The organism is Bosea vaviloviae (assembly GCF_001741865.1).
GTDB classification, from domain to species: Bacteria; Pseudomonadota; Alphaproteobacteria; order Rhizobiales; family Beijerinckiaceae; genus Allobosea; species Allobosea vaviloviae.
Genome location: NZ_CP017147.1, coordinates 3,706,280 through 3,730,432, shown reverse-complemented (window position 1 = coordinate 3,730,432; position 24,153 = coordinate 3,706,280). Strand labels below are relative to the sequence as shown.

Annotated in this window: 23 protein-coding genes, 1 tRNA gene and 1 pseudogene; 10 read left to right on the top strand and 15 right to left on the bottom strand. The window is 65.5% G+C overall.

Annotated elements, in window-relative coordinates:
• Positions 1-357: 357 nt before the first annotated feature.
• Positions 358-1,209: a fumarylacetoacetate hydrolase family protein gene (locus BHK69_RS17230; protein ID WP_069691169.1), complete on the top strand. Its 852-nt coding sequence runs from the start codon at positions 358-360 to the stop codon at positions 1,207-1,209.
• Positions 1,210-1,431: 222 nt separating this feature from the next.
• Here BHK69_RS17230 and BHK69_RS17225 read toward each other — a convergent pair whose 3' ends face one another.
• From BHK69_RS17225 to BHK69_RS17210, 4 genes are all read right to left on the bottom strand, one after another.
• Complete coding sequence (locus BHK69_RS17225) at positions 1,432-2,553, bottom strand: helix-turn-helix transcriptional regulator (RefSeq protein ID WP_244548227.1); 1,122 nt, start codon at positions 2,551-2,553, stop codon at positions 1,432-1,434.
• A gap of 117 nt (positions 2,554-2,670) precedes the next feature.
• Positions 2,671-3,606 (bottom strand): N-acetyl-gamma-glutamyl-phosphate reductase, encoded by a 936-nt coding sequence (argC, locus tag BHK69_RS17220; RefSeq protein WP_069691167.1) that lies wholly within the window; start codon positions 3,604-3,606, stop codon positions 2,671-2,673.
• 380 nt (positions 3,607-3,986) lie between these two features.
• Positions 3,987-4,943: an agmatinase gene (speB, locus tag BHK69_RS17215; RefSeq protein ID WP_069691166.1), complete on the bottom strand. Its 957-nt coding sequence runs from the start codon at positions 4,941-4,943 to the stop codon at positions 3,987-3,989.
• Positions 4,944-4,963: 20 nt separating this feature from the next.
• Positions 4,964-5,245: a hypothetical protein gene (locus tag BHK69_RS17210; RefSeq protein ID WP_069691165.1), complete on the bottom strand. Its 282-nt coding sequence runs from the start codon at positions 5,243-5,245 to the stop codon at positions 4,964-4,966.
• Between the two features lie 195 nt (positions 5,246-5,440).
• On the opposite strand from BHK69_RS17210, the gene BHK69_RS17205 reads away from it, so the two are divergent.
• Entirely contained in the window at positions 5,441-5,971 is a 531-nt protein-coding gene (locus BHK69_RS17205) for a CoA-binding protein (RefSeq protein WP_069693741.1), read from the top strand.
• Positions 5,972-5,999: 28 nt separating this feature from the next.
• Here the strand turns inward: BHK69_RS17205 and BHK69_RS17200 are convergent, their stop codons facing one another.
• Entirely contained in the window at positions 6,000-6,494 is a 495-nt protein-coding gene (locus BHK69_RS17200; protein WP_069691164.1) for a COG3904 family protein, read from the bottom strand.
• 666 nt (positions 6,495-7,160) lie between these two features.
• Here BHK69_RS17200 and BHK69_RS17195 point away from each other — a divergent pair.
• Complete coding sequence (locus tag BHK69_RS17195; protein WP_069691163.1) at positions 7,161-8,438, top strand: O-acetylhomoserine aminocarboxypropyltransferase; 1,278 nt, start codon at positions 7,161-7,163, stop codon at positions 8,436-8,438.
• 64 nt (positions 8,439-8,502) lie between these two features.
• Here BHK69_RS17195 and BHK69_RS17190 read toward each other — a convergent pair whose 3' ends face one another.
• Positions 8,503-9,603: a COX15/CtaA family protein gene (locus BHK69_RS17190; protein ID WP_425285520.1), complete on the bottom strand. Its 1,101-nt coding sequence runs from the start codon at positions 9,601-9,603 to the stop codon at positions 8,503-8,505.
• Between the two features lie 106 nt (positions 9,604-9,709).
• Here BHK69_RS17190 and BHK69_RS17185 point away from each other — a divergent pair, with 106 nt between their 5' ends.
• A complete protein-coding gene (locus BHK69_RS17185; RefSeq protein ID WP_069691162.1) occupies positions 9,710-9,919 on the top strand; it encodes a DUF2842 domain-containing protein in 210 nt (69 codons plus the stop codon).
• A 291-nt stretch (positions 9,920-10,210) separates the two neighbouring features.
• Here BHK69_RS17185 and BHK69_RS17180 read toward each other — a convergent pair whose 3' ends face one another.
• On the bottom strand, positions 10,211-11,263 hold the full coding sequence (locus BHK69_RS17180; RefSeq protein WP_069691161.1) for a polysaccharide deacetylase family protein: 1,053 nt from the start codon (positions 11,261-11,263) through the stop codon (positions 10,211-10,213).
• A 292-nt stretch (positions 11,264-11,555) separates the two neighbouring features.
• Here BHK69_RS17180 and BHK69_RS17175 point away from each other — a divergent pair, with 292 nt between their 5' ends.
• Positions 11,556-12,785 (top strand): GNAT family N-acetyltransferase, encoded by a 1,230-nt coding sequence (locus BHK69_RS17175; protein ID WP_069691160.1) that lies wholly within the window; start codon positions 11,556-11,558, stop codon positions 12,783-12,785.
• Between the two features lie 155 nt (positions 12,786-12,940).
• On the opposite strand, the gene BHK69_RS17170 is transcribed toward BHK69_RS17175, so the two are convergent.
• Positions 12,941-15,106: a GumC family protein gene (locus tag BHK69_RS17170; protein ID WP_069691159.1), complete on the bottom strand. Its 2,166-nt coding sequence runs from the start codon at positions 15,104-15,106 to the stop codon at positions 12,941-12,943.
• 180 nt (positions 15,107-15,286) lie between these two features.
• On the opposite strand from BHK69_RS17170, the gene BHK69_RS17165 reads away from it, so the two are divergent.
• Complete coding sequence (locus tag BHK69_RS17165) at positions 15,287-15,847, top strand: polysaccharide biosynthesis/export family protein (protein ID WP_069691158.1); 561 nt, start codon at positions 15,287-15,289, stop codon at positions 15,845-15,847.
• A 19-nt stretch (positions 15,848-15,866) separates the two neighbouring features.
• The gene (locus BHK69_RS17160) at positions 15,867-17,036 is read left to right on the top strand and encodes a glycosyltransferase (RefSeq protein WP_069691157.1); all 1,170 of its coding nucleotides are present in this window, start codon (positions 15,867-15,869) and stop codon (positions 17,034-17,036) included.
• Here BHK69_RS17160 and mdtI read toward each other — a convergent pair.
• Positions 17,023-17,361 (bottom strand): multidrug/spermidine efflux SMR transporter subunit MdtI, encoded by a 339-nt coding sequence (mdtI, locus tag BHK69_RS17155; protein WP_069691156.1) that lies wholly within the window; start codon positions 17,359-17,361, stop codon positions 17,023-17,025. The two genes, BHK69_RS17160 and mdtI, sit on opposite strands and share 14 nt — an antisense overlap.
• Positions 17,358-17,711 (bottom strand): DMT family transporter, encoded by a 354-nt coding sequence (locus tag BHK69_RS17150; RefSeq protein ID WP_069691155.1) that lies wholly within the window; start codon positions 17,709-17,711, stop codon positions 17,358-17,360. The genes mdtI and BHK69_RS17150 overlap by 4 nt, the downstream gene beginning before the upstream one ends.
• Positions 17,712-18,229: 518 nt before the next feature.
• Between BHK69_RS17150 and BHK69_RS17145 the strand changes: the two genes are divergently transcribed.
• A complete protein-coding gene (locus tag BHK69_RS17145) occupies positions 18,230-19,783 on the top strand; it encodes an undecaprenyl-phosphate glucose phosphotransferase (protein ID WP_069691154.1) in 1,554 nt (517 codons plus the stop codon).
• On the top strand, positions 19,780-21,021 hold the full coding sequence (locus BHK69_RS17140) for an O-antigen ligase family protein (RefSeq protein WP_083269500.1): 1,242 nt from the start codon (positions 19,780-19,782) through the stop codon (positions 21,019-21,021). Before BHK69_RS17145 ends, BHK69_RS17140 begins: the two co-directional genes overlap by 4 nt.
• Positions 21,022-21,026: 5 nt before the next feature.
• Here BHK69_RS17140 and BHK69_RS17135 read toward each other — a convergent pair whose 3' ends face one another.
• Positions 21,027-21,845, bottom strand: a complete 819-nt coding sequence (locus tag BHK69_RS17135; RefSeq protein WP_069691153.1) for a class I SAM-dependent methyltransferase — start codon at positions 21,843-21,845, stop codon at positions 21,027-21,029.
• Between the two features lie 206 nt (positions 21,846-22,051).
• On the opposite strand from BHK69_RS17135, the gene BHK69_RS17130 reads away from it, so the two are divergent.
• Positions 22,052-22,129 (top strand) — tRNA-Pro (locus BHK69_RS17130).
• A gap of 134 nt (positions 22,130-22,263) precedes the next feature.
• On the opposite strand, the pseudogene BHK69_RS17125 reads toward BHK69_RS17130, so the two are convergent.
• The 4 genes and pseudogenes from BHK69_RS17125 to BHK69_RS17110 all read right to left on the bottom strand — a co-directional run.
• A pseudogene (locus BHK69_RS17125) lies at positions 22,264-22,572 on the bottom strand (transposase); the annotation flags it as partial.
• Entirely contained in the window at positions 22,515-22,862 is a 348-nt protein-coding gene (locus BHK69_RS33160; protein WP_244548578.1) for an NAD-dependent epimerase/dehydratase family protein, read from the bottom strand. The gene BHK69_RS33160 and the pseudogene BHK69_RS17125, both read right to left, overlap by 58 nt.
• Positions 22,863-22,889: 27 nt before the next feature.
• Positions 22,890-23,546, bottom strand: a complete 657-nt coding sequence (locus BHK69_RS17115; RefSeq protein WP_069691151.1) for an SDR family oxidoreductase — start codon at positions 23,544-23,546, stop codon at positions 22,890-22,892.
• Positions 23,547-23,600: 54 nt separating this feature from the next.
• Entirely contained in the window at positions 23,601-24,137 is a 537-nt protein-coding gene (locus BHK69_RS17110; RefSeq protein ID WP_199578918.1) for a nuclear transport factor 2 family protein, read from the bottom strand.
• Between the last annotated feature and the right edge of the window lie 16 nt (positions 24,138-24,153).

The window sequence follows — 24,153 nt, the reverse complement described above, 5'->3', positions numbered from 1 at the left end:
TCGCCGCAATCCCGCCGCAAGCGCCCTGAAAACGCCGCAACTTCGCTTGTTTCCGAAGCGGCAGGCCGAAAAATCGCTAAAAACCTGCCGATTTCTCGCATCGTCGCGAAACGGCACGGGCAAAACGATCGTTTACATGCGAACTATCGTCGATTTCGACGCACCCGGCTAAAATCCATGCAAGGCAGCCCGATTGCCGGGCATGTTGCTTTCGCGGGATACGTTGCATCGGCGCAACAATCTCATGGCTATCCAGACGCAGCCGCGTCATGCGCGGGAACTCACTTGTCATTGCGCGCCCCATCCGCTCAGGTGCGCGCCACCCGAATTAGATCGATTGAAACAGGGGGAAACACCATGAAACTGCTGCGATACGGCGCTTTTGGCCAGGAAAAGCCGGCTCTTCTCGACGCCAAGGGAGGCTTGCGCGACCTCTCCAGCGTCATTCCGGATCTCGCCGGCAAGACGCTCGGCTCGGCCTCACTCGCCAAGCTCAAGGCGCTCGATCCCGAATCGCTGCCGCTCGTCCAGGGTTCGCCGCGAATCGGCGCCTGCGTCGGCGACGTGCATAATTTCATCGCCGTCGGCCTCAACTTCGCCGATCACGCCGCCGAGACCGGCGCCGCGATCCCCAAGGAGCCGATCCTGTTCAACAAGGCGCCGAACTGCATCGTCGGCCCCTATGACGACGTGATGATCCCGAAGGCCTCGGTGAAGACCGATTGGGAGGTCGAGCTCGCCATCGTCATCGGCGACGGCGGCTCCTATATCGACGAAAAGGACGCCATGGCCGCGATCGCCGGCTTCTGCGTCTGCAACGACGTCTCGGAGCGCGAGTTCCAGGCCGAGCGCGGCGGGCAATGGGCCAAGGGCAAGGGCTGCCCGACCTTCGGACCGCTCGGCCCCTGGCTGGTGACGCCAGACGAGATCACTGAGGTGCAAAATCTCGGCATGTGGCTCGAGGTCGATGGCGAGCGCGTCCAGAACGGTTCGACCAAGACGATGATCTTCGGCGCCGCCTATCTGGTGCATTACATCAGCCAGTTCATGCGCCTGGATGCCGGCGACGTCATCACCACCGGTACGCCTCCCGGCGTCGGCCTCGGCTTCAAGCCGCCGCGCTTCCTGAAGGGCGGCGAGGTCGTCACGCTCGGCATCGACGGGCTGGGTACGCAGAAGCAGAACTTCGTGCCGTTCAAGGCTGCCTGAGAGCTTTAAAAAAAAGCGCCACCATGACCGCTTGACCCGGTCATGGTGGCGTAAGCTTCAACCGGCGAACGGCCCTCATTCTGCCATGAGCGCTCACCGGAAGCGGTCCGCCGGAGTGACGGCGCCCCGAACTGCAGCCAACCGGCCGCATATGTTTCCAGAGATTTCACGCCGCCGCGATCCGCGCACCCCCCAAATGGGGGCATCCTGCCACATCGGCAGTCAGCCGAGCTTCGCCGCGCCCTGAAGCATGCCGACGAGATCCGACTGGCGGTGAACCCCGGTCTTGGCGAGGACGCGCTTGAGCGTCGTACGCGCGGTGCCCTCCGTCACGCCCAGTCGCTGCGCCGCCTGCCGGGGCGCATGCCCGGCGGCGATCATCGCCGCGAGCTTCGCCTCCGCCGGCGTCAGGTCGAACAGCCCCTCGATGAGATCAGCGCCCGGAACGCGATGGGGCAGCACCGGCGTCGCGACCAGGATCGCGCTCGCCAGGGTGAACACGTCGCGCGCCCGGCCTGTCACAGGCGAGAGATGCACGACGATGGGCGGGTGCCCCTGCCCCGCCGGGATCGCGATCGAACGCACCGCCGCGTCATGAGCCTGATAGGCGAGCGCCGCCATGGCCGTCTCCAGCATGCGGTCGGCGGCGGCATCGACGATCCCGAGCCGCGCCGGCCGGTCGCGGAAGACCGTCGGCATCAGCGCGGTCAGCAGGCTGTTGGCGCTGAGAATGCGCCCGCCCGGTCCCAGCACGGCGCCAGGCAAACCCATCATTTCGAGCGCCTGGGCGGCAGCCCTCGCCCGCTCCAGCCCGAGACGCCGCGCCAGCAGGCCGGCGCGGGCGAAATGCGGCCGCAACCGGTTGAGCGAGGCGACCGCCTCGGGCTCCACCGTGCCTTCGTCGAAGCCGCGCTCGCAATGGACGACGATCACATCACCCGAGGGACAGGCGATCGCCGTCGCCACGGCCGAGCCATAGCCCGAAGGGATCAGCATCTCCTGATAGAGCGGCTCGGTGGCGATCTCCTCAGTCGTGAACACATCCGTGTCGGTGATGAAGCCCGCATGCCGGTTGGCGAGAAGCCGCAAACTGCGCTGGTTCACCGGCACGGGCAGGCGCAGCATGATGTCGTTATAGGTATTCTCGAAGGCCGCGCTCGACGCCGTCAGGCGCGCCTCTGCGTTCAGTATCGTGCCGAACAGCGCCTCGCGACAGCCGGCGAGTTCGGCCGTCGCCCGCAAGACCTCCGGCCATCCCTCCGAGACGATGGCCGCCTCATAGATACGGTCGATCAGTTGGTTTTCGTCGATGAGTTGGCTTTCCTGGGACGCGACCGTCGGCAAGAGCTCATCCTTTCGCCGCGCCTTCGCGGCGCGCATCTGCCCTTATGCTACGACGCGCCGCGAAAACTGCCTTGTGCTGGAACAAGCGCCCCTTCACGTTTCCGTGAAGGCCGGATGTCAGCCCTCAGCGAGCCCCAGCATCAGCCGGATGTTCTGCACCGCCGCACCCGACGCGCCCTTGCCCAGATTGTCGAGGTTGGCAACCAGCACCGCCTGCCCCAGTGCGTCATCGCCGAAGACGCGCAGTTCGAGCCGGTTGGTGTCGTTGAGCGATTCCGGCTCCAGCTTGCCACCGGCCTGAGCGCTCGGCACGACGCTGACATAGGTCGAGCCGGCATAGTGCGCGGTCAGCGCGGCCTCGAGCGCGGCGGTCGTCGGCTTGCCCGGCAGCATGTCGAGATGCAGCGGGATCGAGACTAGCATGCCCTGCCGGAAATTCCCGACCGAGGGCACGAAGATCGGCCGCCGCGTCAGGCGCGAATAGAGCTGCAATTCCGGCAGATGCTTGTGATGCAGGCCAAGCCCGTAGAGCTCGAAGGCCGGAGCGGCGCCGGCTTCATGGGCCTCGATCATGCTCTTGCCGCCGCCGGAATAGCCCGACACCGCATTGACCGTAATGGGGTGATCCTGCGCCAGCAGGCCGGCATCGACCAGCGGCCGCAACAGCGCGATCGCACCGGTCGGATAGCAGCCGGGATTGGAGACGCGGTTGGCGTTGGCGATCTTCTCGGCATGGCCGGGCGCCATCTCGGCGAAGCCATAGACCCAGTCCGGCGCGACGCGATGGGCCGTCGCCGCATCGACGATCTTGGGCGCGTCGCTGCCGAGTTCGTCAGCGAGCGCGACCGATTCCCTGGCCGCATCATCGGGCAGGCAGAGCACGACGAGATCGACGCCCGCCATCATCTCCTTGCGCGCGGCGGGATCCTTGCGCTTGTCGGCAGCGATGCTCTTGACCACGACCTCGGGCAGGGCCGCGAGCCTGTCGCGGATGCCGAGCCCCGTGGTGCCGGCCTCGCCGTCGATGAAGATGGATTTCAGGTTCTGGCTCATCTGGACCCCCGATGGGTGCGAAAGCAGGTTGCTTCGTCGGCTTCAGACATAAAAAAACCGCGCTCATGGCGCGGTCACGGACAATCGGACTAGCAGCCGAGCGTCATCGCGGTCGCGCAGGGGCGGCCATGGTCGGGCGACGTCGGATCAGGTTCGTGATCATACGGAGGGATATGATGGAGGGAGGCTGCGGTGTCAATCACGACGCAGGCCAACGCTCCATCGTCATGGTCGGGCTTGTCCCGACCATCCACGCCTTCCTTTGTCGATCTCGACGTCCAAGACGTGGATGCTCGGCACAAGGCCGAGCATGACGAGAGGGCCTATCTCAATGATTTGAATCGGTTGCACTGCCGCGCTGCCAAACCGATTCAACCACCTCACCCCATCTTCTTCAGCGCCAGCGCTTGGATGTAATGCTGCGCCACGGCCGCGCCGGCGATCGCGGTCGCGTCGGCATGGTCATAGGGAGGCGAGACCTCGACCACGTCCATGCCGCGGAAATCGAGGTCGCGGATGCCCCAGACCATGCCCAGCCCCTGCGCCGAGGAGAGCCCGCCCGCCACCGGCGTGCCGGTGCCCGGCGCGAAGGCGGGGTCGAGCCCGTCAATGTCGAAGGTGAGATAGGCCGGGCCGTGCCCCACCCGCTGCCTGATGCGCGCAACGACGCCGTCCACGCCGAGCGCCTGCGCGGCATAGCCGTCGATGACCGCGATGCCGCAATCGCGCGGCGCGACCGTGCGGATGCCGATCTGGATCGAGCGCTCGACATCGATCAGCCCCTCGCGCACCGCCTCCAGCACGAAGGTGCCGTGGCTGATCGCGCCGATGCCGTCATCCCAGGTGTCCTGATGCGCATCGAACTGCACCAGAGCGAGCTTGCCATGGCGGGCGACATGGGCGCGCAGCAGCGGCAAGGTGATGAAATGGTCGCCGCCGAGCGTGACGAGATGGGCGCCGCTGGCGATGATCTTGGCGGCCCCCTCCTCGATCGCCTTGGCGCAGCCCTGGAGATCGCTGCGCGGCAGCAGGCAATCGCCGTAATCGACAGCTGAAAGATGCTCGAACGGGTCGATGCGCGAGGGATATTGCGCATCACCGTCAAAGATCGCGCTGACGCGGCGCAGGGCTTGCGGGCCGAAGCGCGTGCCCGGCCGGTTCGAGACGGCAAGGTCGAAAGGCACGCCCCAGATCACCAGGTCGCAGCCGGTGAAATCCTTGCTGTAGCGGCGGCGCATGAAGGAGAGCGCCCCGGCATAGGTCGGGTCATGCGCGGCCCCGCGCCTGTCGCCCGTGAAGGCGTGGTCGATCGTCGGGGTGTCGGCGGGTTCGGTCATGTCAGCGATCTCGAAAGGGCTCAGCGGCGCGGGCCGGCAAGCCAGACATAGAGGCACCAGGGCAGGATCAGCGCGAGCGCGGACAGCACCAGCCGCAGCGTCGTCCAGGCGATGGGATAGTCCAGCGCCCGGCCATTGAGCTCCGGCACGCCATGGATCATCCCAAGCGCGATGGCCGGCGCCAGAACAATCACCAGCGCGCTGCCAATGCGCCGGCCACGCGATGCGTCCTCGCGCGACAGCGCCAGCAGAGCGGGCACAGCGATCATGCCGAAAGCGATCAGGACGAGCAGGACGCGCATGGAGTTCCGGAGCGGCGGGTCGAGTTCTGGAATCTAGCACGGCGGACCCGCGGCTCCAGCCGCTGCGGCAGTGCTGCACAGCCGAATCTGTCGTTTCCAAGGGATTTTCTCGTGGAAGAGCCGCTCGCGCTTCGAGATCGACGCTCCGCCAGCGCAGGTGTAGAACCGCGCTTGCCCACCTGCTGGATCCTCTTCATGACTCACGACGCCTACCCCGACAGCCTGATCCGCGACATCCTCAAGAGCGTAAAGCGCATCGCGCTGGTCGGAGCCTCCGGCAACGAGGCGCGGCCGAGCTGGATCGTGACGAAATACCTGCTCGATCGCGATTATGACGTCATCCCCGTCAATCCCGGCCTCGCCGGACAGACGCTGCTCGGCAAGACCGTCTATGGCTCGCTGAAAGACATCCCCGGCGCGATCGACATGGTCGAGATCTTCCGCAATTCGGAAGCCGCCGGACCGATCACCGACGAGGCTCTGACGCTCGATCCTCTGCCCAAGGTCATCTGGATGCAGCTTTCGGTGCGCAATGACGAGGCCGCCGCGCGGGCCGAGGCGAAGGGCGTCACCGTGATCATGAATCGCTGCCCCAAGATCGAATATGGCCGGCTCTCCGGCGAGATCGGCTGGCAGGGCATCAATTCGCGGATACTCTCCTCGAAGAAGCCGGTGCTCGCCGGCAAGGGTTTTCAGAAGCTGACGATCCACCGGCCGGGGACGTGACGGGATCGAGCGGGTCGAGCGTCGGCGCTCAGGGCGCTGACAAGCTCGTCGCGATACGCAGCGTCAGCGCCGTCTGCCCGTTCGGGCGGTAGAAGGTGTCGAGCGCCGCCTTGTCCATCAGCTCGGCGGCGCGCGGCGTGCCCATCTGCGCATAATAGGCGCGCACGCGCTCGCTACCTTTGTCACTGAACGTCTTGCCCCCGATGCGCCCACCGTCGCGGTGGACAGGATGGAAGCCCAACCCGTTGCGGGCGGTCATGCCCTCGGTCACATTGCCGCCATTGACGTAATGGCGGCGCACGCCAGCGACGAAGACATAGGTGCAGGCGCTGGCGCAGTTGGCACTGTCGGCGTCGACCACCGTCGCAATGCCGGCCTTGCGTACCATCCGGCCGATCGCCATGGCAGGATCGATCTTGCCGCCGCCGCTCGACAGATAGAGCACGCGGATCGGCTGGGAGCGCGGCTTGTCGAGAAAAGCCTTGAAGATCGTCTCGTCGCCGACCACGAACGGACCGCTCAACGTGGCAACCGAGCCGCTCTCCGAAAGCCAGATCGCCCGAGCGGGGCTTGTGAGAACGAAAAAACTGGCGAGGAGACCCGCTGCCGCGATTGCACACCGACCAGCCATCGCCATCACCCCATAACCTTGCGCTGCACAAATTCGGCCGGCTCGTCCGGACTGTCAACGCCGTGCCCGAGGCGGAATCAGGAGGCTTGGCCTGTGTGCGAACATGCGCGCTTTTATCCCAGCCACTATGATTGCGAACAAGCCGATCGCGGGCGGCCTTCTTGACCAGAGCGTTTTCGAGCGAAGTGGACACCGGCTCGCGTGAAGAAAACGCGTTAAAACAAGGATCTAGAGCATTTCCTCGTTTCGGAGAAGCGCGAAAATTCTCTCGACGGAGCGGTCGTCTGCCAGGCAGCCACGACACGCCACCGGAGGAGCTCGTGTTGAACGAACGAACCACCACCTGCTGCATCGGCGGCGGCGGCCCGGCCGGGATGATGCTCGGCTTCCTGCTGGTGCGGGAGGGCGCGCATCGTCCGCCTCGGCATCAGGCCGGAGCGTATCGGGCCACAGCTCGCAGCCCGCCCTTGAGCACCCGGCCTCTGAATTGACGCCGTCGAGGCCGTTCTTTAAAACGAACGCGCCGTCTCGAATTCAGAAGTCTTCAGGGAGCACGCCATGACCGACCGCGCACCGGGTTTCCACACGCTTGCCATCCATGCGGGCGCGGCCCCTGACGCAGCCACCGGCGCGCGCGCCACGCCGATCTACCAGACCACCAGCTTCGTCTTCGACGATGTCGATCACGCTGCCTCGCTCTTCGGCTTGCAGGCCTTCGGCAATATCTACAGCCGCATCGGCAACCCGACCAATGCGGTGCTGGAGGAGCGCGTGGCCGCGCTCGAAGGCGGCACGGCGGCACTCGCCGTTGCCTCGGGCCACGCCGCCGAGTTCCTGACCTTCCACGCGCTGCTGCAGCCGGGCGACGAGTTCGTCGCCGCCAAGAAGCTCTATGGCGGCTCGATCAACCAGTTCAACCACTCCTACAAGAACTTCGGCTGGGGCGTGATCTGGGCCGATTCCGACGATCTTGAGAGCTTTGCCGCCGCAGTGACACCCAAGACCAAGGCGATCTTCATCGAATCGATAGCCAATCCCGGCGGCGTCGTGGTCGACATCGCCGGCATCGCGGCCATCGCCAAAAAGCACAACATCCCGCTCATCGTCGACAACACGATGGCGAGCCCCTATCTGATCCGCCCCTTCGAGCATGGCGCCGACATCGTCGTGCACTCCGCCACCAAGTTCCTGGGCGGGCACGGTAATTCCGTCGGCGGCATCATCGTCGATGGCGGCTCGTTCAACTGGGTCGGCGACGACCGCTACCCGATGCTGTCCAAGCCCAGACCTGAATATAACGGCATGGTGCTGGGCGAGACCTTCGGCAATTTCGCCTTCGCCATCGCGACCCGCGTGCTCGGCCTGCGCGACATGGGTCCGGCGCTCTCGCCGTTCAACGCCTTCCTGATCCTGACCGGCATCGAGACCCTGCCGCTGCGCATGCAGCGCCATTGCGAGAACGCTCTGGCCGTCGCCAAACATCTGTCGAGCCATCCGGCGGTGGAATGGGTCAGCTATGCCAGCCTGCCCGGCAATCAATATTACGAGCTCGCCCAGCGCTATTCGCCCAAGGGCGGCGGCGCGGTCATGACCATCGGCCTCAAGGGCGGCTACGAGGCCGGCGTCAAGCTGGTCACGGACCTCAAGCTGTTCTCGCATCTCGCCAATATCGGCGACACCCGCTCGCTGGTGATCCACCCGGCCTCGACCACCCATCGCCAGCTCACCGACGCGCAGAAGACGGCCTCGGGCGCCGGACCGGAGGTGGTGCGGCTCTCGATCGGACTGGAGGATGTCGTCGATCTGATCGACGATCTCGATCAGGCGCTGGGCTGAGTCTCGGCAGTCGGGAATAGGCAGTCGGCAGTCGGTTTCCAGCCCCTTCCCCACTGCCCACTGCCTACTGCCTACTGCCTACTGCCGCCCCCTCCGTCCGCGTCAGATGCACCACGCCCATGGCGAGCACGGTGAAGCCGAGCGCCTGATGCGCGAGCCCCGCCCATAACGGCACGACCAGCAGCAAGGTCACGATGCCGAGCGCCGACTGCGCCAGGACGAGGCCCGAGATCGCGGTCGCGCGCTTGGCCGCGCCCGAGCCCGGCATGACGCGGCGCAGCCAGAGCATGTGCCAGAGCGCGACCGCGAGCAGGAGATAGGCGCCGAGGCGGTGGTTGAACTGCACCAGAGCGACATTGTCGACGAAGTTTTCCCAGAACGGGTTCTGCGCGAACAGCATCGAGGCCGGCGGCACGAGCGCGCCGTCCATCAATGGCCAGGTGTTGAGGGTGAAGCCCGCGCGCGCGCCCGCCACAAGCCCGCCGAGCGCGATCTGCAGGAAGAGCAGCGCCAGGAGTAGCCAGGCGACGGCCCGTCCCCGCCTCGGCTCGATGCGCCGCGGCGGTGTCAGTGAGGTCGCGAAGGCGATGACCGAGGCGAAGAACAGCCCGGCGAAAGTGAGATGAAGCGTCAGTTTCACCGGCGCGACGGCGACCATGCCGGGCTCTAACCCCGAGGCCACCATGATCCAGCCGATCGCGCCCTGCAGGCCCAGCAGCAGGCCCATGCCGAAGAGGGTCAGCGTCCGCCGCCAGGGCAGCAGGCGGCGCAGCGCCACGACCAGGAAACCGGCGAGATAGACCAGGCCGATGAAGCGGCCGAGCTGGCGATGGCCCCATTCCCACCAATAGATGAACTTGAACTCAGCCAGCGCCATGCCGGCATTGAGAAGCTGGTATTGCGGGCTGGCGCGATATTTCTCGAACTCGGCCGCCCAGGCGGCCTCCGAGAGCGGCGGCAGCGCGCCGGTGATCGGCTTCCATTCGGTGATCGAGAGGCCCGAGCCCGTCAACCGCGTCGCGCCGCCGACGATGACCATGACGAAGACGAGCGCGGCCACGATCCAGAGCCAGCGGCGGATGCCGGCATGGCTTGTGCTGCTGCGGGTCTGCGAAACGGGCTGGTCCAGGGCGATCGTCACGGAAGCTGCGCCTTCGCTCGTCAATGCCGCGCTTCACAATCCGGCGCGCGGGTGACAGATAGACCCGCAAGATAGACCCGACAACGCCCGCATTGCCGCAGCCGACGGCTTGCAGGGCCGGAGACGAAGCATGACCCAGAGCCACCGCAAACTGATCGGCACCGTCGCGATCCTCGCCTTCGTCTGCATCTACGCGCTCGTCGCCATGGCGCTGGCGCAGGGCCGCATCACCGAGGCGCCGAAGCTGGTGCAGACGATCGCCTATATCGCGCTCGGCCTCGCCTGGGTCCTGCCGCTGCTGCCGCTGATCCGCTGGATGGAGCGCAAGGACGAGAGGTGAAGGGCGCAGAGAACCCCTCTCCTGTAAGGAGGGCGGCAGGGGTGAGGGTGTGCCGCTGATTGTTGGAGCGAGGCTGTGCCGCAGCGCGTTTTCCCTTCTCCCCTCGGGGGAGAAGGTGGCAGCGCGTAGCACTGACGGATGAGGGAAGTCTTGTTCCGGCTCGCTTCCTTCCCTCATCCGACCCGGCTTCGCCGGCCCACCTTCTCCCACCCATCTCGGGCTTGCCCGAGATGGGCAGCCTAAGTGTCAAAGTCGGCAACAGCCGACTTTGATGGGGAGAAGGGAAGCGAGCTACCCCACATTCACCCGCCGCCCCCGGTTCCACAGCAGGAAGGGCAACCCCGAGAGCAGCGCCCGCACCGCCTCCTCGCTCTGGTGATGACCGTTGAGCGAGACGCGGGGCAAGGCGTGGAGATGGCGCGCATGCGCATCGAAGAGATGGCCCGGCCGCGTCGTCACGGCGCTGGCGAACCCCGCCTTCGCCGTCATCTTGAACTCGCGGGGTCCTGCCGAGGTCGGGTCTCCCACGGGATAGGCGAAGTGATGGATCGGAATGCCGAGCTCCGCCTCCAGCCGCGCCTTGCTCTCGACGATCTCGCTAAGGGCGATCCCGGTCTCGTGTTTCGCCAGCATCGGGTGACTGAGCGTATGGGCGCCGATCGTCACGCCGGGCGCGCCCGAGACGGCGCGCAGCGTCTCCCAGGGCAGGCATTCGCGCTCGACAAGTGCTGCCGGGTCGATGCCGGCCTGTTGCGTCAGGGCGGAAATCACAGCGAGCAGAATCGATTCCGGCTGTTTGCGCAGCCGCCAATAGAGCGCGGTGAAGGCCTGCAGCTTCTCGGTATCGGTTTCGGTGCGGGCAGCAAAGCCGCCATCGGGCAGCTCCACCGCGACGCGCGGCAGGGCGCGGATCGCCTCCTCCAGCTCGAGCCACCAGAGCCGCGCGCTGCGGTCGGCGAAGCCCGGCGTCACGAACAATGTCCAGGGCGCCTCATGCTTCGCCAGCACCGGCCAGGCATGGTCGAGATTGTCGCGATAGCCGTCATCGAAGGTCAGCGCGACGAAGAAGCGGCTCTGCCTGTTGCTGGTCAGGCGCGCCACCGCCTCGTCGAGCGAGACGAGGTCATAGCCTTCGGCCCTGATCAGCGTCAGGGTCAGGTCGAGAAACGCCGGCGTGATCTCCAGCAGGCGGTTGGGCTGGAATCCCGCCGTGGAAGCCGGCCGGACATGGTGCAAGGTCAGGATCACGCCCGCGCCTTGCGCAAGGCCCCTGCCCCAGCGGTCGGCACGGGTCAGCGCGATCGCCTTGAACACGGCCGAGAAGGCTTTGTGGCGCAGAGTCATCGCTTATCCCTAGAGCTTTTCCGCGTTTCTCCTCGCGGAAATGCCCTACCTCCTTGTTTTATCGCATTGTCTTTACGCGAACCGGTGTCCACTTGGCTCGAAAATGCTCTCATCTAAGAGTGAGAGCAGGATCGATTGCGAAAAACCGGTACCCACTTTTTCGCATCCTGCTCTAGCAACCGCTCGGTAACGCTGTTCACCGATCTCGCGGCCGGCTCACGCGAGCTTGACCGGTCTGTTCACAATAGCGGGTTAAAAGGGCGCATCATTTGCCCGCAGAGGCCGCCTGAGCATGTCCGCACTCGCCGAACGCCCTTCGGCCTTGTCCCTCACCGAGAACCGCAGCGCGCTCAGTGCCCGGCCCTGGCGCTCGCTCGCGATTGCCTCCGACATCGTCGCGATCGAAGCCGATTGGCGCGCGCTGGAGATGCATGCGCTGGTGACGCCCTATCAGGCCTATGGCTGGGTGCAGCCCTTCACCGAGACGGTCGGCGCGGCCCATGGCATGGATTTCCGCTATGCCGTGCTGCGCGATGCGCTCGCCCAGGCCATCGCGATCCTGCCGCTGGTCATCACGCGCCGCAACGGCATCCGCTTCGCCGAATTCATCGGCGGCAAGCACGCCAACTATCATATGGGCCTCTACGCGCCCGATTTCGCCGCAGCCCTCGATGCCGGGACGACGCATCGGATGCTCGACGAGATCGGGGCGGCGATAGGCGGGCTCGACGCTTTCGTCTTCGTCAACCAGCCGACCCTGTGGCAGGGCATAGCGAACCCGACGGCCCTGCTCGCGGCCGGGCCGAGCCCGAGCGGCGCCTATAAGCTCGCGCTCACGCCGGGCGATTCCGACGGTGCGCTGCGGCGCGCCATGAGCAGCCACGCGCATAAGAAGCTCAAGAACAAGCGCAACCGCTTCGCCAGCTTCGGCGCGTCGCGACTGGTCAAGGCGCAAAGCGAGGCCGAGATCAACAGCGTCATCCACGCCTTCCTGATCCAGAAGGCCGCGCGCTTCAGGGCCATGGGCGTGCCCGATCCTTTTGCCGATCCGGCGATGCGCTCCTTCCTGCAGCGCGCCGCCGCAACGGGAGGCGCGGTCGCGCCGGCGCTCGAACTCTACTCGCTCGATGTCGAGGGCCATTCGGTCGCGACCTATGTCGGCGCGGTGCAGGGCCAGCGCTTCTCCGGGATGGCGACCTCTTTCGACATGGACAGCGAGATCGCCAAGACCAGCCCCGGCGAGATCCTGCTGGTCGATCTGATCAAGCTGAAAGGCAATGCCGGCATCAGCGTCTTCGATCTCGGTGTCGGCGAGGCGCGCTACAAAACGACGATCTGCGATGATCGCGACGAGCTGGTCGACACCTTCCTGCCGCTCACAGTGAAGGGACGCGCCTTCGCCGGCGTGGCTCGGGCCAAGCGCGCGCTCAAGCGCCGGGTCAAGAGTTCGCCTGTGCTGCTGAAACTGGCGCAACGCGCCTCCGGCTGGCTGAACCGAGGTCGCAGCGCGAGCGAGGAATAGGCCCTCGGAGATTGTCGTCGAGGTTCGAAACCACGCCGTCATGGTCGGGCTTGACCCGATCATCTCTTGAACCAGCACAATCTGGTCATGCGTTTCTCGGGGCAAGCCCGAGAATGACTCTCTACGATGGATCCCTGATCCGAGATGCGTAAACCTCAGGCCGGCTCCTCGTCGTGCTGGCGCGTCATCGCCATCGCGCCGGCGAAGTTCACGGGCGCATCGAGCACGAGCGCGACCGGCGCCTTCGTCAGATCCGAGAGGCGATAGGCCGCCTCGACCGCGTGGCCGTTGCCGACCTGGCCGGCCATGACGAGCCCGCCCTGGGCGCGCCCGGCGATCGGCGCCAGAACGGCGCTGTCGTCGCTTGAGGCTGCCGCCACCAGCACCCAGTCATAGGTCTCGCAGAGCGCATCCAGCGCGACCTCGACAAGGTCGGGCGCCGCCAGAACCGCGTCACGGCCGGCATGGCCGGGTCCGATGCGGTGCAGCCGCGAGCCCTCGGCGCGCGTGATGATATCGGAGAACAATGCCTCGCCGGCGAGCAGTTCCGAGAAGCCGGGCCGGCTGAGATCCTCGTCGACGACAAGATCGATGATGATGCAGCGGCAGCGCTGGGACAAAAGCTCGGCCAGGTCGCGCGCCGTCGTCGCGCCGTCGCCGCCGCCATCCAGCACCACGACCATGGGAGCCATGCCGCGCGGCGGCTCGTCGATCCGCTCGGCGAGATCGGCCAGCGTCTCTTCCGGTCGCTCAAGGTCGAGCGTGATCTGGCCGAGCCGGCCGGTATGAGTGAGCAGCCCCGCGACGCGCTCGCGGCGCGGGTCGGTGCGAGCGGTCGCGCCGCCGCCCACCCAACCCGGAGCGCGCTGCGGCTTGCCGGACGGCGCACCGGCCTGCCCGTTGAGCAATTCGCGCGAGGCGACTGCGGCCAGCGCGATCATGAAGGTCGCCAGCGTCGCCACGACCATGGTCGGGATCTTCTTGGGGAAGGACGGCTCGGTCGGCTCGACGGCGCGCGAGATGATGCGGGCATCGGCCGGGGCGGCGTTCTGGGTGTCGCGCGCCATCGCCTCGCGGTAGCGCTGCATATACTGCTCGAGCTGGTCGCGCAGCGTGCGGGCCTCGCGCTCCAGGGCGCGCAACTGCACCTCGCTGTCATTGGCGCTTGAGACGTTCTTCTTCTGGCCATCGAGGGCGGCGGTGAAGCTCTCGACACGCTGGCCGGCGATCTTGGCCTCGTTCTCCAGGGTGCGCACCGCGCGCTCCGAGGCAGCACGGAGCTGGCCCTCGAGATCGGCGAGCTGAGCGTTCAACTCCTTGATCCGCGGATGCTCGGAGAGAAGGTTGCGCGATTCGAGCGCGATCTGGGCACGCAGGTTGACGCGCTGCTCGATCAGGCGGCGCACCAGTTCGTTATTGGCGACATCGGGGATTTCGAAGGTGCGGCCCTGCTTGATCGCGTCGCGGATCAGGCCGGCCTTGGCCTGCGCCTCGGCCTGCTGGCTGCGGGCGGCAGAAAGCTGAGCCGAGAGGTCGGTGAGCTGCTGGGAGGTGATCGTGGTGTTGTTGGCGCCGACCAGCAGGCCATTTCGCGAGCGGTATTCCTCGACCTTGGCCTCGGCCTCGGCGAGGCGCTTGCGCAAGGGATCGATCGTGGTCGAGAGCCAGGAGGAGGCGCTGCGCGCCGTGTCCTGCTTCGCCGCCTCCTGCGTCTCCAGATAAGTGCTGGCGATGGTGTTGGCGCCCTTGGCCGCGAGCTCGGGATCACGCGAGGTGAACTCGACCGAGACGATGCGCGAGCGACCGACGGGATAGACCAGCAAGCGGTCATAATATTTCTCGAGGACACGCTCCTCCGGCGAACGATCGGCCGGATGGCCGCCGATTCCGATCATCACGCCGATCTTCTTCAGCGCGCTCAGCGCGCCTGCGCCCGCATCGAACTCGGAATTGCCGACGAGGCCGATGCGCTTGATCGCCTCACGCGCCAAGTCACGCGACATGATGACCTGGACCTGGCTCTGCACGCCTTCGCTGTCGAATTGCTGGCCCGAGCTTTCGCCGGCGCTCTGCCCCGGCCGCGTATAGAAGCTGTCGCGGTTCTCCAGAAGGATGCGCGCCTCGCCGGTGTAGCGTGCGGGGACGAGATTGACCGCAACGAAGGACAGGCCGAGCGCCGCCACCGTCGGAGCGATGACCCAGAATTTGCGACGCTTGATCGCCGTCCACAGCGCCGCCAGATCGAGCATGTCGCCGCGCGCCTCGCCGGCATCACGTCCATAGCTCTCGGTTCGCGCTTGGCTCTCGGTCTGAGCTGTCATGACGCTTCCCTTCACGGATACTTCGCGGCGCTCCGGAGAGAACGCGACCACCATCAAAGCCCAGTAAGGTTAGTGTCGAGTTAAAGCCCGGAACGGACAGCCAAACCTTGTTCATCATCAGGCTTTCTTAACCATATCGGCCTAGTCCTGATTTCAGTTTCCGCATGGGTATCGCTCGTGATGAGTCGCCATCTCGCCCCTCTCGCTCTGGCTATCGCAATGACCGCGACCGCTTGCGCACCGCGCTATGTCGATGCCGATTACGCCGTCGCCCAGCCGAGCGGCCCCTATCGGCTGGCCAGCGGCGACCGCCTGCGCATCATCGTCTTCGGGCAGGACAATCTCTCGAACATCTACGCAGTCGACGGCGCAGGCCGCATCTCGATGCCGCTGATCGACACGATCGACGCGCAAGGGCACACCACCCAGCAGTTGGAAAAGGCGATCGAGGGCCGGCTGCGACGCGGCTATCTGCGTGAGCCCAAGGTTTCGGTCGAGGTCGACACCTACCGCCCGTTCTTTGTCCTGGGCGAAGTCACCAGTTCCGGCCAATTTCCTTACGTCAACGGCATGACGGTGCAGACGGCGGTCGCAATCGCCGGCGGCTTCACGCCGCGCGGTCAGCGCTCCTCGGCCGAGGTGACGCGACAGGTCGACGGCCAATTGGTGACCGCGACGGTGCCGATCACCTACGCCGTGCAGCCGGGCGATACGATCGTCATCAAGGAACGCTGGTTCTGATCCGTCCGAGGCGCTTCCGATGACGGACAACACGCTGGCGCAGCCGCTGCGCATTCTCCATGTCTTCCGCGCGCCGCTCGGCGGCCTGTTCCGGCATGTGCTCGATCTTGCTCGCGGCCAGGTCGAGCGCGGCCACCATGTCGGCATCTTCTGCGACGCCACCACGGGCGGCACCCGCGCCGACGAGGTCTTCCGCGAGCTTTCGCCCCAGCTTTCGCTCGGCGTGACCCGCGTGCCGATGTCGCGCTATCCGAGCCTGACCGACGCGAAGGCGCAGATGAGCGAGGTCTCGGTCCGCAAGGCGTTGAGGCCCGATATCGTCCATTGCCACGGCTCGAAGGGCGGGGTGTATGGGCGCATTCCCGCCCTGTTCAGCCCGGGCCGGAGCTATGCCACGGCCTATACGCCCCATGGCGGCAGCTTCAACTACAAGCCTGGCGGGACCGAGCATAAGATCTACATGGCCGTCGAGCGCTTGCTCGAAGGCGCGACCGACATGTTCCTGTTCGAGAGCCGCTTCATCGCCGGGCGCTTCGAGGCTTATGTCGGGCACATGCCGCGAACCGACCACCGCATCGTGCTGAACGGCATCTCCGAGGCCGAGTTCGAGCCGATCGACCATTCCCAGGCGACGTTCGACCTGCTCTATCTCGGCGAGTTGCGCTCGGCCAAGGGCGTCGACACGCTGATCGACGCGCTCACTTTGCTGAAGAGCCGGGACGCGCTGACGCCGCGTATCCTGATCGTCGGCTCGGGGCCAGACGAGGCCGAGCTGCGCAAGATGACGATCGATCGAGGCATCGCGGAACAATGCGTCTTCGAGCCGCCGGGACCGATCCGCAGGGCGCTCTCGAAGGCCCGCGTGATGGTGATCCCGTCGCGGGCGGAATCGCTGCCCTATGTCATCCTGGAGGCGGCGGCTGCGGCCCAGCCCTTGATCTCGACCGATGTCGGCGGCATCAACGAAATCTACGGCCCGCGCCACAGGCATCGGTTGATCAAGACCAACGATCCCGTGATCCTCACGGAGGCCATTCGTTCGATCCTGGCGACACCCGACGCCGAGCGCCAGGCACAAGCCGCCGACCTCGCCGAGCATGTCCGCCAGAATTTCCGCCTCGACGCCATGACCGACGGCGTGATCGCCGCCTATCGCGACGCGATTGCCGCCCGCGTCACAGCAGCTTGAGCGCCACGACGCCGGCGATGACGAGCGCGATCCCGGCCCAACCTGAAGGCCGGATGCGCTGGCCAAAGGCGAGCATGCCGACGATCGCGGTGATCACCAGCCCCGCCCCACCCCAGACGGCATAGGCGACGGACAGATCCATGCCCTTTATCGCCTGAGCCAAGGCAGCGAAGGCCCCGACCACGAGCAGGATGCCGACGCCGCCGGTGAGCCAGCGTTTCATACCGTCGGAGAGCTTGAGCAGATACGTGCCGGAGACTTCGAGCAGGACCGCCAGCACCAGCCAGGCGATGGCCAGGCCTTGCGGCAGAAGGGGCGTGGTCATGCCAGCCTCCCCTCACGCTCCTCCGCCTCGCCGCCGACGCCGCGCTCGAGCAGCACGATGCCGGCGATGATGGCGCAAAGCGCCACGATCCGCGTCGGCGTGAGATGCTCGCCGAAGAGCAGATGGCCGGCAGCCGCGATGCCGACGATGCCGAGCCCCTCCCAGACCGCATAGGCGACGGCCAACGGAATGACGCGCAGCGCCACGCTGAGCAGGGTGAAGGACAGGCCGATCAGGATGAGCGGCAGGAGGGTGACCATGAACGGCGCCGAGACGACCGACTTCAACGCGGCCGTCGCGACGATCTCGACGGCGATCGCCGCGAGCAGAACCAACCAATGAAAAGACATGTTGCACACGGGCGAAGCCGGCGCTGGACGTCGCGGGGGCGACGCAAGGCAGCTAGGCAAAAGTTCGAGTTTTGAAAGACGGCATCAGGATTGAAAGCCTTCAGCGGGAACACCGCGAAAGCAGCACAGCGGCATCTCGAAAACAGCCAAAAGCCATTTTCATAACCCGCCCAGAAATGTGCTTCTCAGACACTCATCGCAGTCAGATATGCCCGCAACGTTGCTTTTTGTCAACTTGAAACAACTTTTATGCAGCAAAACGCATCAAAAACGACAGCCAAGAAGCTGGATTAATACCTTGATCGGCCAAGCGAAAATCAGCCTTTTCGATTTCGCGTTTTTGCGAGGCTCAGAACCGCCGGAACGGAGTTCACCGACGCGGCGTTTCCCGCCAATTTCCTTGCGAATCCTCCGCAAGAACGACGGGTCCGATTAAGCCTTCCGTGAACATTTTCCGTTAGATGCAGGGTAAGAAGACCGGAAGCCTTGGCTTGCCGGCCGGATCGGGATGGCATGTCATGGGCGCTTTCGATGTTCGCGATCTGATCAAGGTCGACGCGGCCGCGGCTGCGACATCCGAGGCGTTCGGCCCGTCCAAGAGCGGCGCGACGCGCGCCTTCCACCCGCTGGCCGAGCGCATCGCCGCGATGCCGGTCAAGCCGACGCTCTCACCCGTGATGATCGAGGGCTTCGTCCGGCTCTTCGACGTGCTGGCCGTCGTCGGCGTGGGTGGGCTGGTCTACTGGCTCTATGTGGCGGGGAATATCGACAACACCCTGCCCTATCAGGTCACGATTCCGGCGCTGGCGATCGGAGCGCTCGCCTCCTTTCAGGCGCTGCAGCTCTACCATGTCGGCGCGCTCAGAAATTTCGTCGCCATGGCGGTCAGGCTGGTGACCGGTTGGACGACCTTGTTCATGATCGCGCTGGCAACCTTCTTCTTCCTCAAGATCGGCGACCAGGTCTCACGCATCTGGCTGGTCGGGTTCTATGCGGGCGGCCTTGCCGCGCTGCTCGGCGAGCGGCTGGTCGTGACGCTGAGCGTGCGCCAGCTCACGCGCTCGGGCCGGCTGGAGCGGCGCACGGCGATCGTCGGCGGCGGCGAGGCGGGCGAGGCCTTGATCCACGCGCTGGAAGCGCAGCGCGACACCGGCTTGCGCGTCTGCGGCGTCTTCGACGACCGCAATGACGACCGTTCGCCTGATCTCGTCGCCGGCTACCCCAAGCTCGGCACGATCGACGATCTCGTCGAGTTCGCGCGCCGCACCAAGCTCGACCTGGTGATCTTCACCCTGCCGATCTCGGCCGAGGCGCGGCTGCTCACCATGCTGCGCAAGCTCTGGGTGCTGCCGATCGACATCCGCCTCTCCGCGCATATGTCCAAGCTCCGGTTCCGGCCACGCTCCTATTCCTATATCGGCGCCGTGCCCGTGCTCGACGTGTTCGACCGGCCGATCGCCGACTGGGACATCGTCGTCAAATTCGTCTTCGACAAGATCGTCGGCACGCTCGCCTTGATCGCGCTCGCGCCGCTGATGCTCGCGACCGCAATCGCGATCAAGCTCGATTCGAAGGGGCCGATCCTGTTCAAGCAGAAGCGCTACGGCTTCAACAACGAGTTGATCGAAGTCCTCAAATTCCGCTCGCTCTACCATGAGATGAGCGATTTTGCCGCCGCCAAGCAGGTCACCAAGGACGATCCGCGCGTCACCCGCGTCGGCCGTTTCATCCGCAAGACCTCGATCGACGAGTTGCCGCAGCTCCTCAACGTCGTCCTGAAGGGCGATCTCTCGCTGGTGGGGCCGCGCCCGCATGCGATCCACGCCACCGCCTCGAACCGCGCCTATGAGCAGGTCGTCGACGGCTACTTCGCCCGCCACAAGGTCAAGCCCGGCATCACCGGCTGGGCCCAGGTCAATGGCTGGCGCGGCGAGACCGACACCGAAGACAAGATCCAGCGCCGCGTCGAGCACGATCTCTATTACATCGAGAACTGGTCGGTGCTGCTCGACCTCTACATCCTGGTGAAGACGCCGCTCTCGCTGCTGACCAAGAACGAGAACGCCTATTGAGCGCGCTCGCGGAAAGGGACGGGCCTGATGCCGGCCGTCGCGGCGGCCTGAGGATCTCCTATGCCGCGATCAAGCGCGGCGTGCTCTGGCTCCTGACGGCGTCGAGCGGATTCGCGCTGATCGAGCCATCGCCCTACGAATTGATCTTCCTGCTGGCGGTGTTCGTCTTCGTACTGACCGGAATCCGCTTCTCGCAAAAGCTGGTCCCGCTTTTGTGCCTGCTGTTGCTCTACAATATCGGCGGCGCCTTCTCCCTCATTCCCTGGATGGACGAGCCGGCCTCGGTCCGCTTCACGGCGGTCTCGGTTTATCTGATGATCACCGCGATCTTCCTGGCCGCGATCATGGCCGACGATACCATCGCCCGGCTGGAGACGCTGCGGCGCGGCTACGTCTTCGCCGCCTGGTGCGCCGGGCTTGCGGGGACTCTCGGCTACTTCAACATAGCAGGGCTGGGCGACGCCTTCACGCTTTATGGCCGCGCCTCGGGCACGTTCAAGGACCCAAACGTGCTCGGCCCCTTCCTCGTGGTGCCGATCATCTTTGCCCTGCAGCATATCCTGATAGGCCGGCTCGGGCTGATGCGCGGCCTGGTCGTGATGAGCCTGCCGCTGGCGGCGCTGTTTCTGACATTTTCGCGCGGCGCCTGGGGCAACCTCGTGGCGTCTGCCCTGCTGATGGTGCTTTTGACCTTCTTGACCTCGCCCAGCGCTTCGCGGCGCATGCGCATCGTCTTCTTGACGGCGGCCGCGCTCGTCCTGGTGGTGATGGCGTTGCTGATCGCGCTCTCGTTCGAGAACATTCGCAGCGTCTTCGAGGTCCGCGCCAGCCTGGACCAGAGCTATGACCAGGGCGTCACCGGACGTTTCGGCAACCAGCTGCGTTCGATCCCGCTCCTGCTCGGCGAGCCCAACGGCTTCGGGCCGCTGCGCTTCCGCTGGTTCTTCCCGGAGGACCCGCACAACGTCTACATCAACGCCTTCGCCTCCTATGGCTGGCTCGGTGGCTGCGCCTGGCTCGCCCTGATGGCCGCGACTTGCCATGTCGGCTGGGCGCTCGTCTTCAAGCGCACCCCCTGGCAGAACCACGCTATCGTGCTCTGGTCCGTGCTGTTCATCACGATCCTGCAGGGCGTGCAGATCGACACAGACCACTGGCGTCACGTCTATCTGATGCTCGGGCTGATCTGGGGGCTGGCCGCGCTGCCGACGCCGAGCACGAGCGTAGCGCGAGCGTAGCGAGGCTAAACCCGGTCCTTGCGCACCACGACATAGGCGTAGGTCGTCACGAAATCCCAGCCGGTCTTCGCCGCCAGCGCGTTGAAGACATGGTCGGCCTGCTTCAGCCCGGGCATGCGGTCGAAATAGCCGTGCCCCCAGAAGCGCTGGATATGGACGTCGCTGAAGCCGGCGCGATTCAGCATCGGCCCGAGCTGGCGCCTGCTGCCGCGGCACCAGTCGTAGAAGGCCGGAAATTTCGGATCGCCGCCGCCATCACGCCGCGCCGGATAGAGCGCATGCACTATCGCGCGTGAGAGCTTCTCGGGCAGGATGTGGTTGATCGCGAAGACCGGCGCCCACAGCGTCGGGAAGAAGGCGAGCGCGACGCCGCCCGGCGCCAGCAGGTCATGGATGTTGGTCCAGGCGCGCTCGACGTCATCAACATGCTCGAAGACCATGCGCGAGACCATGAGGTCATAGCCGCCGCGCGTGACGTCCGGTTCGGAGAGATCGCCGGCGATGTCGAATCGCGCCGTCCTGAGACCGGCCGGCGTCAGCGCCAACTCGCCCGCATCGATGTCGTTGACGATGAGGTCGATGCCGTGGCGCGCCGCCTGGGCGGTCGAGAACAGCGGATCACGCCCGCCGCCGATCTCGCAGACCCGGCGCAGGCCGAACTGGCTGGAGAGATCGAGAATCGTCGATTCGTAATGGTCCCAGGCCCATTGCGAATGCCAGTCCGGGGCGAGATCGCGGAAGAAGGTCTCGATCGAGCCCAGTGGCTTCGCAAGAGCCGGCACGGAGACCTTGCTCCGCTCCACTATGGCAGTCGCCAGTGACATGGTCATCTCCGCCTGCGGGACCCCCGTCCCACGGATACGATGCGGAAACAGGCCCCGGCCCGCAACCGAAGCCTTAATCGAAGGTTAACGACACGCGGCCGGCCATGTGCCGCTTCGGGGCGCTCGAACGCTCCTTTCACGGAGTCACCGACAATGTGTCGAAGCGCATTGCATCCGCGAGAACCCGCTACTATAAGCCGAGCCGTCGGAGCGTAGCGCAGCCCGGTTAGCGCACTTGTCTGGGGGACAAGGGGTCGGAGGTTCGAATCCTCTCGCTCCGACCATTTTTCTTTATTGTCGATGATGGCTCGACCGGGCACCGCCTTGCGCGGCCGGCCAGTTCGCCTCCCCGGCGAGCAATCCCCGAGCTTAGCGGCAGAGAGACCGGCAGGATTGCGCTAGTGTCGCGTCCCAGTGATTATGACTCGTTGAGCGAGGGTGTTGGATAGGATTTAGCCATCTTCAGGCGGGCCTGATCTGTAGAGAACATCCAGCGGATTCGCTCGCCGCTTGCGGTTCGGCGGCGTTGCCAAGCCCGCACCTCGGTTTCGAGCTTGGTGCGGCTTTCGATGCGGCGGTCGATGCATTGGCGCCGCATGATGCCGATCTCGATCTCGACCATGTTGAGCCAACTGGCGTGCCTGGGGGTGTAGTGGAACTCCAGACGTGTCAGGATCCGACGTGCTTCGGCGGCCGGGAAGGTAAGGTCGGCGTGCCACGCGCCCGGGCGAGTCGGGCGGCGGCCAGCGGATAGTCGTGATCGACGCGGTAGAAAGCCTCGCGCGAACCAGCCGCCCGCAAGGTCGTACCGAGCGCGCAGACGACAGCATCCGCAGTCCACCAGAGCGCCTCTTCGGGCAAGACCTCGAAATCGACAACCGGCGCGAGCAGCTTAGAATGCTCGGGCAACGCACGCCGAACCGGGGCGATCACCTGATCGATCCGGTCATCGGCCAACGCCAGTCGCAAGACATGGCTGCCAACCAGGCCGCTTGCGCCCACCACGAGCAGTCTCATGCCGGTCCACCTTCCATCCAATCTGCCTTATCGGCGCGCGAGCCGCTCGATCGCCTTGCCGATCGGGGTCTCGCCGGCCGTCAGCTCGATGATGATCCGACTAACCGTCGGCTGCTCGATGATCTGGACGAGCGTTGCGGCGACATCATCGCGGGGGACATCGCCATAGGGAATAGCCAAATCGGCGCTGACCTTGCCGGTGCCGGGACCATCGGACAGCGTTCCCGGCCGCACGATCACCCAATCGAGATCCGTCGCGACCAGATGCGCGTCGGCGAGCCTCTTGACGCGGATATAGTTCTCGAAACCCTCCGAGCGCTTCTCGTCGCGCAAGGCGTCGGGGAACGCTGAAACAAGCAGGAACCTCGTAATGCCGGCGATCTGCGCCGCCGCGACCGCGAGTTCCAGCCCGCGACCATCGATCGCGTTGGTCACGTCCATGCCGACGCCGCCGGCGCCGGCCGAGAAGACGACGACGTCATTGCCCTTCATCAACCCCGCGAGTTCGTCCGCTATCAGCTTCGTCAGGTCACCGGCGACGGGTGTCGCGCCGAGCCCGGCGAGCTCGCTCGCCTGTTCGGGCTTGCGATGCAGGGCGACCGGGTGGTGGCCGCGCTGCGCCAATTGGCGGGATAGGCGACGCGCAACCTTACCGGCCGCTCCGATGATGAAGACCTTGGCCATGGCTCTCTCCTTGGTTTTCTCAGCCCGATGCCGGGCCGGCTTCTTCGGGCTCGCTCAGGCGTTTGGATGAGTGTGGTAGATCTTACTGACCACGGTCCATTTGCCGTCGACCTTCAGCATGTTGAAGAAGTCGGTGAAGCGGTAGCCGGAGATGTTGTCGGTATCGATGCGGGCGCTGGCGGCCGTGCCGACGATGTCGATGCGGACGACGGCCGCTTTGGCCTCGGGCGATGGCCGGAAGGCGCTGTCGATCGTATCGAACAATCCCTGTATCGGGCCACCGGCAAGCTTGCCGTCCTCGATACCGAAGATCGTCGCCTTGTCACTGAAAGCCGGCTTCATCACGGCGCTGTCGGCCTTCTTGCCGCCGTCGTTGTACTGGCTCAGCACCGCGACGATGGCGTTGTACTCGTCGACATAGGTCGGATCGGCAATGTCATGGTTCCGTTCGTGTGCTGTTTTCTCGGATGCTCCCGGGTGGGGAAGTTGTTGGCCGACCGAAGTTGTCGATGATGCAGTTGCGACTCCGGTCATCAGTGCACCGACAGACACAATGATCCTGCGGCGGTTCATCTCGGTGAAGGCGTCCATGGCAGGCTCCAAGGTA